Genomic DNA, 15754 nt, shown 5'->3' with positions numbered 1-15754 from the left:
ATCCGCGTGGGCCATGCGGATTTTACAACATGGGACAAACATTAGACTTCGCGTAGCGTGTGGCACACGTTTGCGAAGGCTAATGTTTAAGGCGGAAGATTTCTTCGCCGAGTGCGAAGCACGAGCCGAATAAACCTGAAGCCGGCCCCATAGCGAAGGCAACAACTTTCTACGCAGTGGACTGACGGGTCTAAAGACCTGACAGATACATAATGGACTGACGAATCTGACAACCTAACTAACGATCCAGAAGCTAACTTTTTTCTTTGGGACGTTCCCAAAATCCAAGCAGTGCCTCTTTCAACTGATCGACATTCTTAACTTGATGTTGCTGCTGCCAATGTGGCGGGAACAATCTCTGATATCTAGCACTCGCAAATCGCTGATCGATCAGCAGAATCACCCCGCGATCCTCGTTGCCCCTAATTACACGGCCACCTGCCTGCATGACGTTATTGAAGCCGGGGAGTTGATAGGCGTAGGCGAATCCTTGATGATTCTTCAATTGATAATAGTCGCGTAACAGGTCGTGCTCTAAACTCAAGCCTGGCAGTCCAACACTAATGATTGCAACCCCAATCAGTCGATCACGTCGTAAGTCAATACCTTCCGCAAAGGCGCCACCTAGCACGGCGAAACCAACCAGTGTTTCTTGTGGGTTGGTTTGAAAATGGTCGAGGAAATCTTGGCGCGTCGCTTCTGTATCAGAGCTTTCTTGACGAATAATCTGTAACGTTGGATTTTTTTGAATGAAGGCATCCACAATTTCAGTCAGGTAGCTGTAAGAGGGGAGAAAAACCAGGTAGTTGCCTTTCTTGGCATCAACTAGACTTTGAAGGGCCTGAAGAATCCTGGGTAAATTAGCTGTGCGTTGTGCGTAGGTAGTCTGGATGTAATTGGTGATGATCAAACATTGATTCTGTGGTGGAAACGGTGAGGTCATTCGATAAACGAGCGCGTTTTCATCAGCGGCAGTTAGTGTCTCACGGTAATAATCGAGTGGTGTGAGGGTGGCAGAGAACAGCACTGCGGCATCACCCTTATGCAGACAATCTTGGAGAAACTGGCTTGGATCCAGACACTGTAGCGTCAAGCTTGCAGTCGGTGCGAGTCGAATAATGGTTCGATAATTATCCCCATATAACTCGTAGATTTTCAAAAAGCTGTTGAGCGTGAAAAAATAGTCCCTAACTTTTTCATAAACGGGATGTTCTTCGTTTTTTGCCATCCAGGTTCCTAAAGCTTCCAAACCGAGATAAAAACCAGCGATAAAATCTTCGTCGGGTTCGTCAATGACTGAAGTTTCCTGAACGGGTTCGGGCAACATGTCTGGTAAAATTTTGAAACTATTTTCGATTGGTTTCAGTGCTTTGTGCAAATCGGCAACCACTTGTGACTTTTGACCGCGGATATCGCGTTCGATTTGTTTCATAGGTGTTTCGACTAAATCAGCGCTATACATTGCTCGCGAGCGGCTAACAAGGTTGTGCGCTTCATCGATCAGAAAGACATTTCCAGGCTTAGGGTTTGCAAAAAAGCGTTGAAGGTAAACTTGTGGATCAAATAAATAATTGTAATCGCCGATAATCACATCCGCGAACAAACTGGCATCCAGACTGAATTCGAAGGGATCAATTGTCCATTTTTTCGCGTAAGTTTCAATTGTCGTTCTGTCCCATTGGTCTTCGTGCGCAAAGAGGTCTTTCAGCGCATCCTTGTTGCGATCATAATAGCCGTCTGTGTAAGGTGAATGACCGGCAGGATAACCTTCTGGGACGGGAAATGCGATTTTGTCCTTGGCGGTGATAGTGACGCGCTTCAGACGTGCCCCCTCGTTGGCTAGGTCTGTTAGCGCGGATTCTGCCACCGTGCGGGTACTGGTCTTCGCTGTCAGATAGAAGATGCGTTGAACATCTTGTTCGGCAAAGGCCTTGATTGCTGGGAAAAGCGTGGCAATTGTCTTGCCAGTACCGGTTGGTGCCTCAGTCAAAAGTATTTTTTGAGCAGCAATGGTCTTATAAACAATCGCGGAAAATTGGCGCTGACCGGCACGAAAGTCGGAATAGGGAAAGGCGAGTTTCTTCGCAGCGGCATTACGTTGGAGCTGCCATTGTGAGCGAAGGTGAAGCCAATATTCATATTCTTTGAGCACGCCCTGTGCAAATGTCGTTAAGTCTTCGTGAGTATGGACTTCTTGCTTCTGTGTGACCAGTTCGGTGGTGGTTTGGAAATAGGTCAGTTGCACGGTTACCTGATCAACTGATTCCCGTTCTGCAAGCAACCACGCATAAAACTTGGCTTGACCCCAGTAACGCGTCAAGGCATCCTTGGTCAAATCTGCAAAATCCGGTTCCGAAGTTTTGATCTCGTCAACGAGAATCTCGTGCGTATCTGGATCGATAATGACACCATCTGCACGTCCCTCAATTTTGAAATCCTGATCGTCGAGTTTGGTTTCATAGCAAAGGTAAATCTCCTTCTGATAATCTGGCCCGGCTTTTTTCTGAAGACGTCGATGAATGCGCGCACCTTCTAGAGCGGTATGATTGCTGCTAGCATCGGAGATGAGGTCGCCGGATTTCAGCGTAAACTCGATCAATTCACGGATTCCCAATCGCTGTGGTTTAGTCATCAATACCCCTCCAATCGCCAACAAAATAGAAACAGATGTTCTTATTATAGCGTAAAGTTAGTGAGTAAGGGAAACCAATCAATGGACTGCTGGCTTGTCGTTGATTAAAAGTGACTAGATTTGCAAATGCGTAAATAAAAGAACATGCTTGCGAATAGAAAGCGCTTTAAACGATGCTATTTTAATTTAGTGGTCGTTTTAATTTGACGATTAGATAAGCAAGTTAGTGGAGGTCAATCATGAAGTTTTGGTGGCAGAGATTACGCCAGTCGTACTATCTTACCAGGTTGGCAATTGGTGTGGCGCTTGTTCTTCTTCACGTGTTATTGGTGATGGTGCCTGATACGGCTTTTCTGAATGGCGTACGGGTTGATCACATTAGCTTGAGTGAATGGATTGGGTTTAATGGCTCACAACAATTTGCTTTGGCTTTCTTCTTAATTCTGCCGTTGACTGCTTCATTGGGGGTTGGTCTGATTCTGCTCGAAGATTTAACGAGTGGTTTTAGTTTGCGGGTATTGGGAAATACCCGCATTCATTATCTGCCACGGTTGCTTACGTTAACCTTTCTTGATGGTTTCATGACGGGTGCGTTGCCGTTAGCTATTGATGCCTTTTTTGCCGTTCTATATTTCCCTAATCTCGCCGCAGACCTTGTCTTGAACCGAAGCTTGATCAATCCAAAAGTCACCTTTTTCTCAGCGTTAGCCTTTCATCGGCCACTTCAATTAATGATCGTTTATATTCTGATTGTCGGTTGTGGAGCAGGCCTGTTTGCCTTGATGGGATGTTTGTTTGGCGCTGTGTTTCAGAATGTTTATCTAGACTTAGCTGGTCCATTAATTGTCACTTTAATTTTGACAGTTGCTGCAGAAGTGTTCCCAAAAGTCATCGTTTCGCCAGACGCGGTCATCGCGCCGATGAGTCCCAACTTTTTACCAGAATTTCGTGTTGTGGTGATTGGCTTTATCGTCTCGTTGATAGCGATGATCGGAGGCATCACATCTATTGCAAAGGCTAAAACACAGATTTGAGCACCGCTGGCAGTCGACGATGATGGTGGGTTAAAGCTGTTGAGTAAATCATTGTTAGCAGCTTTCTCACTTTTCTATTGGTTTATCCCAATTCTGGCGGGCATTGTGCTAGTGATGATCCCTATTTTACCAAGTGTCGTGATTTATCGATTGAAAACAACTCATCAGTTGATGCAGACACTCGTTGATGAAGCGTTGCTAATTAATTTGCTGTATTGGCTTGTCGAAGGCATTGCGGTGATCTTGGTTATTTTTTACGCCTTGATTTTTGATAAGCCTTTACAACTGATTCCCAATTTGATGGGGTTATTGGCGGTGATTGTCTATGACTTGCATATCTTCGTGTTCATCTTTGCTGTGATCACGCTTAAGAATTTGATGACGAGTCGTCTTAAACTGATTCTGACACTGTTTGCGGGTTTGGCCATCAGCGATATTTTGTATTTTGGGCAACATTGGAGTTATGGGCTCTTCATGTTGAGTGATCGTGTCATACTAGACCGGATTAATATGGTTGCTTTATTTATCAACGTTCTGACTGCAATATTGTGCTTTTTAATCGTTGAGGTGGTGGGTGAATGGTGTCTCAATCAGAAGGATTTTTTAATCCGAAAAATTTGATGGTGCTCAAGCGAAACGCGTGCCTATTTTACGGTCGACCTAAGTTTCGTCTTTTACTGCTGATCGTTCCCATTTTGCTGATGGTCATTGCGGGCGGTCGTTCCGTTTTCTACGGGATTTCGATCACGGCGCTACCAAAGAGTGTTCCATATTATTGGTTGATTCAGCTGATCATGCCATTGCTGATTATGGGTGAATCGTCAAGACGCTTGTTTCGTCATGATATCATCTTATCTCCGAGAGTCTCACTAAATCATTACTTACTCGACAATTTACTCATTGTCGGCAGCTTTAGCCTGCTGATTTGGATCAGCTATGGATTAGCGAGCTTTATCTTTCTCAATCATGCACTGTTTTGGAGCTACTTTGGCCTCCATCTTTTGTTCATAAATAGTATCTATAGTTTATTAGCTGTCCTGTTCAAGCCGACTATGGTTATTTTGGTCGGTTTGATTTTGAGTGTATTTAATGTTTTTTCGGGTGATATTTCCTTCTTAAACTTAACGATGATCGCACGATTTTCAGTTCCTGACGTTTGGGTGGGGCTGTTTGAATTGTGCTTGATTTTAGGCGGACTGCTCGTACTTGTTCGTTGGGCGTTTAACCGGATCGATTACACATTATGAGGTGTGAAATGATTGAATTAAAAGATGTTTCAAAAACGCTATCCCACCGTGAAATATTACGTCACGTTTCGCTTGAGATCAAAGATGGCGAATCATTAGGATTGAACGGTCCAAATGGTTCCGGCAAAACAATTATTTTGAAAACTATTCTAGGTTTTGTGCGTCCTTCAAGTGGCGAGGTTTTGGTAAATGGCGTCCCTAATCGTGCAAAGACGCTGTTTGCGACAGCGATTGGATTCTCGCTGGGTGAGGAGGCGTTGTTGCCTAATTTTTCTGCGACTAAGAATCTTGAACTCATCGTGCTGACAACAGATCATGAACTCAATCGCCAAGTGATTCGAGAGGCACTGATTCGTGTCGAACTGAATCCAGATGATCGACGCCCAATCAAGTTTTTCTCACTGGGGATGAAGCAACGCGTCAGTTTAGCTGCAGCGCTGATCAACAATGAGCCGACGATGATTTTTGACGAACCCACGAATGGCATAGATAAAAAAGGGCAACTGTTTTTGCGGGAACTATTTTCTGAGCTGTGGGGGCAACACAAGACGTTGATTATCACGAGTCATGATGAGACATTCTTAAATGATGTGACTGACCGAATCTTGGAAGTGAGCGCGGGAGAAGTGACTGCTAGCGAGGAATGACATGACTTAGCGCACACAGGGGAGGACTTTCCTAATGATGAACGGCACGTTTCTGAAGCAACATATCGCCCAGATAGTCAGTCTTATGCTAGGAATAATTATTGTTGGCTTGATTATTTTTGGAATCAGCGGACATGGGCGTAGATCGGCGTATGATGACCTAAAAGTTGTTGATGTTTCAGGACATCATTTCGAAATTAAAGGCCAGTTTACGGCAACGCTGAATAAGCAGCAGCTTAATTTAAAGCGCCAAACGATAACTTATACCTTAACAGTCAATGCACAACAAGACAGTAAGCTGCGTCCGCAAAATTGGTTCTTGATTGATACGGCGAATAGTGAAATCGATCAATTTTATAAGATTCGTGTGAATCGGCAGCCAGAAATAGCACTCAAGAATGGGAATAACCGCGTCGAATTGACTGCAGAAATTAACGGCATGACTCCGAAAAATCTCAAACTCGTTTACGCTGCCTATCTGCCAACAAAACGGCGTTATGAGAAGTATGAATTGTATTAACCGTTCATATTAAGCTTTCAGCCATTGGTTAACCGGTGAACGCTATAGATGTGAGTGTTACAATAATCGTCAATTTTTTTGTGTACTCGCTTTTTTGACCGATTTATTTGTGGGTCTATGTTATGATTGACTCAGAATAATACGAGGAGTCTGAATATGGAAATATCAGTCGAGCAGTATCAAGCTTATTTGAAAGACAACGAACCTGAACGCCGAGTTGTTTCTGGCAACTACACCGCAGAACCCACTAGCGTTGCACAGTTAGCAACCGCCCTGATTCAGTCGTTGCAAGAATTATTGGATGAAGGCAGAATAGGTTTTTCCAGCTACGAAGTTGTCGCTGCACCCGCGGTTACTTTTAGCTTAGAAATGAGTCCAATCAATTTACCAATGGTGGATGCAAAAAAAGCCAATCAATTTTTCACAGATGAAACAGCACCGGTCACCTTAAAAGTTTATTTGGTGACGCGTTCCGAGTTCATTAATGTTTCCAAACTACACATCGACTATTTCGCAGATAGCGACGCAGAATTTTCCGCTGAGAGATTAGCCACGATGTTATCCGAGAAGTGGGCGGTTGTTGAAGATCATTACAAGAATCCGCCCGCACTGCAACCAGCAGCTGCTGTAACGGAGGCAACAACGAAAAAAACGGCAACTAAAAAGAAAACAACAGCGAAGAAGTCGACGGCAAAGAAGCGCACCACGAAAACGGCGACTGCTGAAAAAGCCACCTCTAAGAAAACAACAACGTCGAAAAAGACGACGAAAACCAGCACGACAAAGAAGAAAGCAACGGCAAAAAAGCCACTTCTAAAACGGAGAAGTAGATGAATCCTCAAACGTTCATTGAAGTAAGCCTACAATTCTTTGCTTATGCGTTTCTAGGTTGGCTCTGGGAAACCTTGCTGGCTGCTTTCAAACGGCATAAATTTGTGGACACCGGATTTTTAGTCGGTCCAATTACGCCAATCTATGGCTTTGCTGTGCTGTCGGTACTCTATTTGTTGCGGCCGTGGCAACAGACTTGGTGGTTGCTTTTTATTTCGGCAACAATTGTGGTAACCATCCTGGAATATCTGACTGGATCGCTTCTTGAGCGTTTATTTCACACGAAATGGTGGAATTATGAGCAGGTTCCGCTCAATATCCAAGGCCGTGTTGCATTGCCAGTTTCAATTTTCTGGGGCATCTGTTGCGTTGTGATCGTCAAGTTTGTGCAACCACAAGTCTTGCGATGGGTCGATGTCATCGGTGCAAGATTCGGCCTCCTTTTACCCGTGGTACTCATCGCAATGATGTCCTTTGATCTCGGCTTCACCTTAGCCAACTTGCAGTCGTTCCGTCAGCGTATGGAGAAGTTGAACCTCGCAATTGAAGAGCGCAAGGGATTTTTAGTCACTGAAGCCGACCAAGTTAAACACACCCTTCAGGAAAATTGGGAACAACGGTTGCACGATAATCCTAAGATTGCTGCTCATCTTTCCAATTTGAGTTATGGTCAACGACGTTTATTGGATAGTTTTCCCAATATGCGCGTGAAAAATGTAACTGCGCGAGTTGATGAAATCAAAGAATTAGTGACTGCCTTAAAAGCAGACAGCAAACGGAAAAAGTAATTTAGGTTTCGCTAATAAGTCAAAAATATCCCTCAGGGCGGCTGATCAACCGCCCTTGAGGGATATTATCGTTAATGCTCAATGACAGAACGCCTGGTTCCACGCTCTAAACGCGTTACCTTCCACTGAATTCTGCGGTTAACACAATTAAGGCTCGAATCTTAGGTGCGAGATTCGGGCTTTAATCATGTTAATCCTCAAATTCAACTCGTGGAAGTCCACGCTCTAAACGCGTTACCTCAAGCAGCTTCCTGCGCTTAGCTACGTTGAACGACGCTCTGCTACGCAGCTCTTACGTTCACCTAGGCTAATGCTCAGAAGCTACCCGCTTGAGTCCACGCTCTAAACGCGTTGCACAAGGCAGTCATTTCCGCTTAACAACAAATCCGTTATGATTCTAGTCGAATCATAATGGATTTAACGTTAATGCTCAATGACAGAACGCCTTGTTCCACGCTCTATTCTATTACTTTGTATGTTGCTTTTGTTTTGTTTTCATTTGGGTAGGCGATGTAGGCTTTTGCTGGGTGGTTTTCGTCTCCTACTGCGAACGTGAACTCGACATTGGTGGCAATGCCCCATTCTCCTTCGTTGTTCATTGCGATGTAGGATAATTCACCTGCTTTGCCAAATCTTTGGCGTAAATCTTTGATGAATGGGTAGACGGCTTGGTCACAAGCGGCTTGTGGAGATAGGCCGGTTCCCATTAAACGTACGATTTCGTAGCTGAGTGGTCGCTTCATGAGATCTTCGCCGAGTCCGGTTGCAGTGGCTGCGCCAATCAGACTGTCGGCGTAATAGCCAGCCCCAGGAAGTGGTGAGTCCCCGGAACGCCCGGGATGTTTCATGAAAAGTCCTGAGGTTGAGGTACCGACGGTCATTTGTTGTTGATGATCCAGTGCAATCATGCTGACCTTATCGTGACCAGCATAGGGGCTTAGATGCTTTGCTTTAACTTCAGCGACTCGTGCTTCCCAAACTTGTTTTGATTCCGCCGTTAACATGTTTTTGGCTGTGAAGTGCTGTTCGCTGGCGAATTGACTGGCACCATTGCCGACGAGAAAGTTATTGAAGCGTTCATGGCTCAACCGACGGGCAATACTGATGGGGTTCGCATAACCCTTGAGCCCAGCAACCGCACCGACGGCAAAAGTGCTGCCGTTCATGTAAGCAGCGTCGGTTTCAACTTCACCTTCGGCGTTGGCAAACCGCCAAAACCAACTGATTTAAAGTGGGGTTCATTCTCAACGGCTTGAATCCCTAGCTCGACTGCATCGCCACTCTTTCTTCCAGTAGCGAGCTGTTCTAATCCTTGTGTGACGCCATCTAATACCATTTGCCAATCATTGCGTATGTCATAGTTATAACCTCGTTTTAGCAGTTTATCGCTGACAGAGGCGAGGACGTCAACGATTTGTGTGTCTTTATTTTACAATATTTCTAGTCGTCATACGTCATGATATCCAAAAAAATTGTAGGATGTCATGACATCCTGCAGTTTTTTTGTTGGTTATTTTCTACCAATGTCGTAATCTTGATCATTCATTGCCGCAACGTGACCTAACAGATAACCATTCCCAACCTGCGAGAAGAAGTCGTGGTTCGCGGTTCCAGTTGAGAGACCGTTCATTACGATTGGATTAACATCGTCCGCAGTATCTGGGAAGAGCGGATTTTGACCGAGATTCATCAGCGCTTTATTGGCGTTATAGCGCAAGAAAGTTTTGACTTCGTCTGTCCAGCCAACTTCATCGTAAAGGCCCTCTGTATAGCGTTCCTCGTTGTCGTAGAGGTCATACAGTAAGTTATACATCCAATCCGTAAAGGTCGCCTGTTCGTCCTCTGAGAGCTCTTTAAAGCCAAGTTGGAACTTGTAGCCAATATAGGTGCCATGAACGGATTCATCGCGGATGATCAACTTGATAATTTCGGCCACGTTGGCCAACTTATTGTTACCCAGGTAATACAGTGGCGTGTAGAAACCTGAGTAGAACAAGAAGGTTTCCAGAAAGACGCTGGCCACTTTTTTCTCTAAAGGCGTACCGTTTTGGTAAATTTCGTTGACCTTCTCGGCTTTCTTCTGTAAGAATTCGTTGTGATTCGTCCAGTCGAAGATTTCATCAATCTCATCGGCAGAGCAAAGGGTACTAAAAATCGACGAGTAGCTCTTTGCGTGAACAGATTCCATGAACTGAATATTGTTGAAGACGGCCATTTCTTGCGGGGTGCGAATATCTTTCCGCAACTGATCAATGCCATCTTGTGATTGCAGGGTATCTAGCAGCGTCAGCCCACCAAAAACATGATCGACGACTTTTTTCTCGGGGGCACTTAAGGTCCGCCAATCATCGAGGTCATTAGAAAGTGGGATTCGTGTGTCCAGCCAGAATTGTTCAGTTAGCTTTTCCCAAGTTGCCTTATCAATGGCGTCTTCAATGGCATTCCAGTTGATTGCTTTGTAGTAAGTTTTAACCATGTTGCACTCCTTTATGAATGATCAGATCATCTTTTGATCAACGATTGAATCGTGATTAAAAAGATGACTCACCTAAATAATACAGCTTTCGCAATCGTTACTACCGATTTCTTGCGAGTTGTCTGTAAATGTCCGAACATAATAAATCGACTTGATTCCTTGATAGTAAGCATAATTACGAAGGATGCTTAAATCGCGGGTCGTTTGTTCGGGTTCGTTTTTCCATTCGTACAATCCTTCTGGCATCGTTGAACGTAGGAAGAAGGTCATGCTCATGCCTTGATCAATATGTTGCTGGGCAGCGGCGTAAACATCGACAACTTTACGCATATCGGTGTCATAAGCGGATTTGTAGAATGGTAGCGTTTGGTTATCGAGCAGGGGCGCAGGGAAGTACAGCTTGCCGTTCTTCTTCTCAGTTCGCTCTTCGATCAAACGCGTAATTGGATGCAGGCTAGCACTTGTGTCATTGATGTACGAAATTGAACCAGTTGGCGCGACAGCCAGACGGTTTTGATTGTAAAGGCCGTCCTTCTGAACGGCAGCTTTGAGTTGTGCCCAGTCTTCAGGACCTGGAACGAAGATATCTTTGAATAAGTCTTGAACCTTCGCAGATTGAGGTTGATAAGTATGCGTGAGGTATTTATCGAAATAACGACCATTTGCGTAGTCGGATTTTTCAAAATTGGCGAAACTTTCGTGCCGTTCCTTGGCAATCTGGTTGCTCTCGACGAGGGTCCAGTAATTCAATAACATGAAGTAAACGCTCGTAAATTCGAGTGAGTCTGGTGAGCCGTATTCAATCTGGTGCTTAGCAAGGAAGGTATGCAGACCCATCGCACCAAGACCAATCGAATGACTGAGTCGGTTCCCGTGCGCAATTGATGGGACGGCTTCAATGTCGGAATGATCTGAAATAAAGGTCAGAGCACGCGTCATTGCACGAACGGAACGGCCAAAGTCTGGACTCGCCATTAAATTGAGAATATTGGTGGAACCAAGATTACAACTGACATCGGTGCCGAGTTGCTCATACTCTTGGCGTTCGTTGATGACTGAAGGGACTTGGACTTGCTGAATTTCAGAACAGAGATTACTCATGATAATTTTGCCATCAATTGGATTCTCACGATTAACGGTATCGATGTTGAGAATGTAAGGATAGCCTGATTCTTGTTGTAATTTACTGATTTCGTTCTCGAGATCACGCGCTTGAATCTGATAATGGCGAATTTTTGGATTAGCCACCAAGCAATCATATTCTTGAGTGATATCGATGTAGGAGAATGGTGTGCCGTATTCGCGTTCAACATCATAAGGACTGAACAGATACATTGGCTTGTTTTCACGGACCAGTTCGTAGTATTTATCCGGCACGATCACACCAAGCGAAAGCGTCTTGACACGAATCTTTTCGTCCGCGTTTTCCTTTTTTGCAGATAGGAAATTGATGATATCTGGATGGAAGACGTTTAGGTAGACGGCACCAGCACCTTGACGTTGTCCTAATTGATTGCTATAAGAAAAACTATCCTCGAGCAACTTCATGACGGGCAAAACGCCGCTCGATGCCCCTTTAATGCCCTTGATAGGTGCGCCGGCTTCACGCAAGTTGGAAAGTGTAATACCGACGCCACCGCCAATACGGGAAAGCTGGAGTGCGCTATTAATGCCTCGACCAATACTGTTCATGTCGTCCGTAATTTGAATCAGGAAACAAGAAACAAATTCGCCACGACGCTTGCGCCCAGCATTGAGGAAACTCGGCGTTGCAGGTTGATAACGCTGGTGAATCATTTCGTCTGCCAACCTGCTGGCTAATGCTTCATTGCCATCTGCATAGTAGAGCGCATTAAAGAGAACACGCGCTTCAAAATTCTCAAGATAAAGTTCACCGTCGTTGGTTTTCAACGCGTACTGATTGTAAAACTTGTAGGCTGCCATGAATGATTTGAAGGTGAAGTTTTGATTGAGCAGTGTTTGATAAAGGCTATCGATAAATTCGGGACGATAATTTTGAATGAATTCGGGTTCGAGGTAGTCTTCTGAGATTAACCAATCAATTTTTTCGTTGATATTAGCGAAAGATTTCGTATTTGGTTCGACGTTCTCGTGAATAAACGCAGTTAGCGCCTCGTGATCTTTATTCAGCGGAATTTGACCATTAACCGGTCGATTGAGCTCATTGTTGAGTTTGAAGTAGGTGACTTCATTGATGTTGAGTTGCTTTAAGCCCAAGTTCTTGCACCACCTTTTTAAATTTTGTGACATCTGCCGAGGTTCCGTTGAACTCAAAGTCGAAAACAACAGGAACGTGTAAACCTTCTGCAATGTCTTTAGCGTTATGGATGTAAAGATCGTTGAAATTACGATTGCCGCCACCAGCAACTCCAACTAATTCGCGGTGATTGGACTGGTAACCGAGGAAATCGATCACGGGGTCCATCATTTCATCATCATAAGTTGGAATCACTAAAACAAAGGGGGCACCCATTTCGTGATAAGGGTCGGCATCGGTAATTTCGTAAGCCGGCAACCCTGTTTTCTCGATAAAACGGCGGGTTTGACCGGTGATTGAATAGAAGGCGATTTGCATCATTAACCGACCAATCCTTTCAAAGCTTGGGGTTGAAAACCGATAATGGGTTGATCGTCTTGACGAAAGACGATGGGAACACTACGAAACCCTTTTTCGCGCAAGTAGTTTGCGGATTCTGGGCTTTGATTAATATTAACTTCTTGATAATCCACGTGATGCTCTTGCAAGAAGCGTTTGGTCATCTTGCATTGCATACAACCATCGCGAGTATATAAAACAACTTTTTTAGCATCCATGAGAAAGCCTCCAATATTTTAATAAAGCATGTCTAAAAATTCATTGAAATAGCTTTGATCTGACGAACGTTTACCGACGTACTGAAGACGTCAACAGTTTGAGATCGTAACTTGATTATAAGTTGGTCGATGACAAAACACAATATCTAGTGCTTGATAAATAAGTAACACACTATAAATGGTATTGCCCATCTGACAACCTTTCATGATTTTCATTTTTTAAACTCACTGACGAAAAAAACGTCGACAATGAAAGACTGTCGGCGTTTCTTTGAAGATTAGAATATGGACGAAATTTTTTTATTTAAAAGTTTGGAAAATTGAGATTGCTTTTGATCTGGTTTTCAAAAAATAGTGGACAGATTTCACGGCGCGACTTTTCGTGCAATACTGAAAAATTGGGTGGCAACAGACCTTAACAAACACCAATTAGGCGTTCAGCCTTAAAGCTTCTGCTGTTAGCGCGCGGCTTAACTTTTGGATGCCGAGCTCAATCGTGGCTTGGTCATAAGTGGCATAGCTCAATCTGGCACTATTCAAAACTTGGTTACTGGCATAAAGGTGGGTCGATGGGACGTAGAGCAAATGTTCTTTCGGCGCGACCTCTTCACGAAGCAATCGTTCAAAATTAAGCGACTTCGGCCCAGTTAACCAGAGGAAGAAGCCGCCCTCTGGTTGTGTATAGGTAAATCCAGCAGGGAGATTCTTTCTCAATGCGTCAAGCATCCAGTTACGTTTAACCAGGTAGTTTTTGCGCAAGCTATCGAGGTGGGCGTCAAAGTCGTTATGAATCAAGTAATCACTAATGACCTGTTGAGGCAGCGTTGGCGATTCTAAGTCGGCGCCATCTTTTAGATAGCGAATTTGTCGTAACAATGCGGGTGCCGCTACTAACCAGCCAATTCGAAGACCAGGCGCGAGTACTTTTGAAAAACTACCTAGTGAAATGACGCGTCCTTCTGTATCTAGTGCTTTTAATGAGGGGAGACTTTCACCTGCGAATCTTAAATCATGATAGGGATCGTCTTCTAGGATAATGACGTCATAACGGTTGGCAAGTTCAATTAATTGTTGACGCTTTGCGAGTGACATGACAATGCCAGTTGGATTTTGAAAGTTTGGTATGGTGTAGATCAACTTGATTTTTTGAGTTAATAAGACTTTATTCAAAAGCGTTAAATCAAGGCCGTCATTTTCTAATGGGATTTCATGATACCGGGGTTCATAGGCGGCAAAAGCTGCTAGCGCACCAACATAGGTAGGTGCTTCAACAACGATATGATCGCCTTTGTTGAGCAATAACTTAGCCGTTAAGTCGAGTCCTTGTTGAGCGCCTTGTGTGAGAATAATCTCGTTTGCGTCAATGTGAGTGTTCTCTCGGGCAAGACGTGCCGCGAGTTGTTCCCGCAAAGGTAAGTAACCTTTGGCGTTATGATACTGTAACGCGTCGAGTCCGTTATTAGCGAGGACGCGCTGAAAACTGTCACTGATCGCCTGTTTGGGGAACTGCGCTGGATCGGGCAGACCACCTGCGAATGAGATCGTGTCGCCAGTAAGATCCGGAATCAAATCTTCGAGGCCGGTTTGACTAGTCAGTTGTGTACGTGTTGCTAATGTCAATTGATCCATGATCATCCTCCGTTCTTTTTAGCTCACTTATATGATAAACTGAGTTTGACCAATAGTACAATTCAACTTATTCAGTATCAGATGAAAATAATTCAACATGCATTTAAGCTGACCCGTTTTCCAATGAGGAGGTGTATTTAAAGTGGCAGTTTTTCAATATGAAGTTTTCGCAAAAGTGGTAACTTATAAGACGTTTTATCAGGCGGCGCAAGCGCTAAACGTGACGCCGAGTGCAGTTAGTCATTCAATTGCCCAGTTTGAAAATGAACTTGGTTTTCCACTGTTTGTTCGTAATCGAACGGGGGTCACCTTAACTCCGGATGGTGAAAAAATTTATCCCATCGTCCAATCGATGTTAAATATGGAGGCCCGTTTACGACAAGTTGCGGATGATATTCACGGGGTTAACTCAGGGACAATTCGGATTGGCGCCTTCAGTAGTGTCTGTATTAATTGGTTACCGCCGATTATTCGGTCATTTCGGAAGAAATATCCACAAATCGAGATTACCATCATACAAGGGACGTTTCGTGAGATTGATCAAATGGTTCAGCAAGGTCGTCTGGATATTGGCTTTTCAGCTTTACCCGTTGCGAGTCACTTACTGGTTGAGCCCTTGCTGAAAGATCCGATTTATTGTGTGACACCGACGAATTTTGAACCGCAGGATGCGCAACATGTGACGCTTGAAGATATCGGTCAGCGACGCTTTATTTTACAAAAAGTTGATTATGATGGTGACACAAAAAAAGCCCTCGACCGTTATAACGTGACGCCTAACTCCATCTCTTATTCGATTGATGATCAATCGATTTTATCGATGGTGGCTAGCGACTTAGGACTAGGGATTTTACCAGAATTAGCCTTGCAAAAATTAAGCGGTGATGTCCATGTTTTTCCATTCTCGGAACCATTCTTCCGGACGGTCTGTTTGGTCACGAATAGTGTGCAGGCGCAGGCACCCTCAACGAAGCGAATGATTGCAGAGATTCATCGGTATCTCTCCACGGCGTATGGCCATCGATATTTAGGTGAGCACGATGAAAGATTAAAAAAAGACGAAAATTGAGGCAAGGCAACTCATAATACGTTATAATTTAGCTATAGATTTGCAG

The 15754-nt window shown here is 44.2% G+C and carries 16 protein-coding genes; 8 read left to right on the top strand and 8 right to left on the bottom strand.

What is annotated here, in order from left to right:
* Nucleotides 1-253: 253 nt before the first annotated feature.
* The gene (locus FC15_RS03975; protein ID WP_057824186.1) at nucleotides 254-2632 is read right to left on the bottom strand and encodes a helicase C-terminal domain-containing protein; all 2379 of its coding nucleotides are present in this window, start codon (nucleotides 2630-2632) and stop codon (nucleotides 254-256) included.
* Nucleotides 2633-2871: 239 nt separating this feature from the next.
* Between FC15_RS03975 and FC15_RS03970 the strand changes: the two genes are divergently transcribed.
* The 7 genes from FC15_RS03970 (at nucleotide 2872) to FC15_RS03940 (ending at nucleotide 7699) form a co-directional block, all read left to right on the top strand.
* On the top strand, nucleotides 2872-3666 hold the full coding sequence (locus tag FC15_RS03970; protein ID WP_057824184.1) for a hypothetical protein: 795 nt from the start codon (nucleotides 2872-2874) through the stop codon (nucleotides 3664-3666).
* Nucleotides 3667-3705: 39 nt separating this feature from the next.
* The gene (locus tag FC15_RS03965; protein ID WP_057824182.1) at nucleotides 3706-4287 is read left to right on the top strand and encodes a hypothetical protein; all 582 of its coding nucleotides are present in this window, start codon (nucleotides 3706-3708) and stop codon (nucleotides 4285-4287) included.
* A complete protein-coding gene (locus FC15_RS03960; RefSeq protein WP_057824180.1) occupies nucleotides 4245-4913 on the top strand; it encodes a hypothetical protein in 669 nt (222 codons plus the stop codon). Before FC15_RS03965 ends, FC15_RS03960 begins: the two co-directional genes overlap by 43 nt.
* Nucleotides 4914-4921: 8 nt before the next feature.
* Nucleotides 4922-5560, top strand: coding sequence for an ATP-binding cassette domain-containing protein (locus tag FC15_RS03955; protein ID WP_162258399.1), 639 nt, complete (start codon nucleotides 4922-4924; stop codon nucleotides 5558-5560).
* A 34-nt stretch (nucleotides 5561-5594) separates the two neighbouring features.
* Nucleotides 5595-6080, top strand: a complete 486-nt coding sequence (locus FC15_RS03950) for a hypothetical protein (protein WP_057824176.1) — start codon at nucleotides 5595-5597, stop codon at nucleotides 6078-6080.
* Nucleotides 6081-6236: 156 nt separating this feature from the next.
* A complete protein-coding gene (locus FC15_RS03945) occupies nucleotides 6237-6914 on the top strand; it encodes a hypothetical protein (RefSeq protein ID WP_057824175.1) in 678 nt (225 codons plus the stop codon).
* Nucleotides 6911-7699: a putative ABC transporter permease gene (locus FC15_RS03940; protein WP_057824174.1), complete on the top strand. Its 789-nt coding sequence runs from the start codon at nucleotides 6911-6913 to the stop codon at nucleotides 7697-7699. The genes FC15_RS03945 and FC15_RS03940 overlap by 4 nt, the downstream gene beginning before the upstream one ends.
* 458 nt (nucleotides 7700-8157) lie before the next feature.
* Here the strand turns inward: FC15_RS03940 and FC15_RS03935 are convergent, their stop codons facing one another.
* From FC15_RS03935 to FC15_RS03910, 7 genes are all read right to left on the bottom strand, one after another.
* On the bottom strand, nucleotides 8158-8865 hold the full coding sequence (locus FC15_RS03935; RefSeq protein WP_057824172.1) for an isoaspartyl peptidase/L-asparaginase: 708 nt from the start codon (nucleotides 8863-8865) through the stop codon (nucleotides 8158-8160).
* On the bottom strand, nucleotides 8862-9035 hold the full coding sequence (locus tag FC15_RS09420; RefSeq protein ID WP_244944537.1) for an isoaspartyl peptidase/L-asparaginase: 174 nt from the start codon (nucleotides 9033-9035) through the stop codon (nucleotides 8862-8864). The genes FC15_RS03935 and FC15_RS09420 overlap by 4 nt, the downstream gene beginning before the upstream one ends.
* 174 nt (nucleotides 9036-9209) lie before the next feature.
* Nucleotides 9210-10175 carry a class 1b ribonucleoside-diphosphate reductase subunit beta gene (gene nrdF, locus FC15_RS03930; RefSeq protein WP_057824170.1) on the bottom strand — a complete coding sequence of 322 codons (966 nt, stop codon included), beginning with the start codon at nucleotides 10173-10175 and terminating at the stop codon, nucleotides 9210-9212.
* Nucleotides 10176-10247: 72 nt separating this feature from the next.
* Nucleotides 10248-12413, bottom strand: coding sequence for a class 1b ribonucleoside-diphosphate reductase subunit alpha (gene nrdE, locus FC15_RS03925; RefSeq protein ID WP_057824168.1), 2166 nt, complete (start codon nucleotides 12411-12413; stop codon nucleotides 10248-10250).
* Entirely contained in the window at nucleotides 12385-12771 is a 387-nt protein-coding gene (gene nrdI, locus FC15_RS03920) for a class Ib ribonucleoside-diphosphate reductase assembly flavoprotein NrdI (protein WP_057824344.1), read from the bottom strand. Before nrdI ends, nrdE begins: the two co-directional genes overlap by 29 nt.
* Before the next feature lie 2 nt (nucleotides 12772-12773).
* Nucleotides 12774-13010, bottom strand: a complete 237-nt coding sequence (gene nrdH / locus FC15_RS03915) for a glutaredoxin-like protein NrdH (RefSeq protein ID WP_057824166.1) — start codon at nucleotides 13008-13010, stop codon at nucleotides 12774-12776.
* Nucleotides 13011-13439: 429 nt separating this feature from the next.
* A complete protein-coding gene (locus FC15_RS03910) occupies nucleotides 13440-14639 on the bottom strand; it encodes an aminotransferase-like domain-containing protein (RefSeq protein WP_057824164.1) in 1200 nt (399 codons plus the stop codon).
* A 142-nt stretch (nucleotides 14640-14781) separates the two neighbouring features.
* Here FC15_RS03910 and FC15_RS03905 point away from each other — a divergent pair, with 142 nt between their 5' ends.
* Nucleotides 14782-15708 (top strand): LysR family transcriptional regulator, encoded by a 927-nt coding sequence (locus FC15_RS03905; RefSeq protein ID WP_057824162.1) that lies wholly within the window; start codon nucleotides 14782-14784, stop codon nucleotides 15706-15708.
* Nucleotides 15709-15754: the final 46 nt, after the last annotated feature.

It is taken from the genome of Lapidilactobacillus concavus DSM 17758 (assembly GCF_001435835.1).
Classification (GTDB): Bacteria; Bacillota; Bacilli; order Lactobacillales; family Lactobacillaceae; genus Lapidilactobacillus; species Lapidilactobacillus concavus.
This window is presented reverse-complemented; position numbering and strand designations above follow the sequence as displayed.

What these genes read in the sequence shown, in the direction of transcription:
- FC15_RS03910 (WP_057824164.1), bottom strand. Translation starts at nt 14,639, where the DNA reads ATGGATCAATTGACATTAGCAACACGTACACAACTGACTAGTCAAACC.
- FC15_RS09420 (WP_244944537.1), bottom strand. Translation starts at nt 9,035, where the DNA reads ATGGTATTAGATGGCGTCACACAAGGATTAGAACAGCTCGCTACTGGA.
- FC15_RS03935 (WP_057824172.1), bottom strand. Translation starts at nt 8,865, where the DNA reads ATGAACGGCAGCACTTTTGCCGTCGGTGCGGTTGCTGGGCTCAAGGGT.
- FC15_RS03960 (WP_057824180.1), top strand. Translation starts at nt 4,245, where the DNA reads ATGGTGTCTCAATCAGAAGGATTTTTTAATCCGAAAAATTTGATGGTG.
- FC15_RS03940 (WP_057824174.1), top strand. Translation starts at nt 6,911, where the DNA reads ATGAATCCTCAAACGTTCATTGAAGTAAGCCTACAATTCTTTGCTTAT.
- nrdH (WP_057824166.1), bottom strand. Translation starts at nt 13,010, where the DNA reads ATGGATGCTAAAAAAGTTGTTTTATATACTCGCGATGGTTGTATGCAA.
- FC15_RS03955 (WP_162258399.1), top strand. Translation starts at nt 4,922, where the DNA reads ATGATTGAATTAAAAGATGTTTCAAAAACGCTATCCCACCGTGAAATA.
- nrdI (WP_057824344.1), bottom strand. Translation starts at nt 12,771, where the DNA reads ATGCAAATCGCCTTCTATTCAATCACCGGTCAAACCCGCCGTTTTATC.
- FC15_RS03975 (WP_057824186.1), bottom strand. Translation starts at nt 2,632, where the DNA reads ATGACTAAACCACAGCGATTGGGAATCCGTGAATTGATCGAGTTTACG.
- nrdF (WP_057824170.1), bottom strand. Translation starts at nt 10,175, where the DNA reads ATGGTTAAAACTTACTACAAAGCAATCAACTGGAATGCCATTGAAGAC.
- FC15_RS03945 (WP_057824175.1), top strand. Translation starts at nt 6,237, where the DNA reads ATGGAAATATCAGTCGAGCAGTATCAAGCTTATTTGAAAGACAACGAA.
- FC15_RS03950 (WP_057824176.1), top strand. Translation starts at nt 5,595, where the DNA reads ATGATGAACGGCACGTTTCTGAAGCAACATATCGCCCAGATAGTCAGT.
- FC15_RS03970 (WP_057824184.1), top strand. Translation starts at nt 2,872, where the DNA reads ATGAAGTTTTGGTGGCAGAGATTACGCCAGTCGTACTATCTTACCAGG.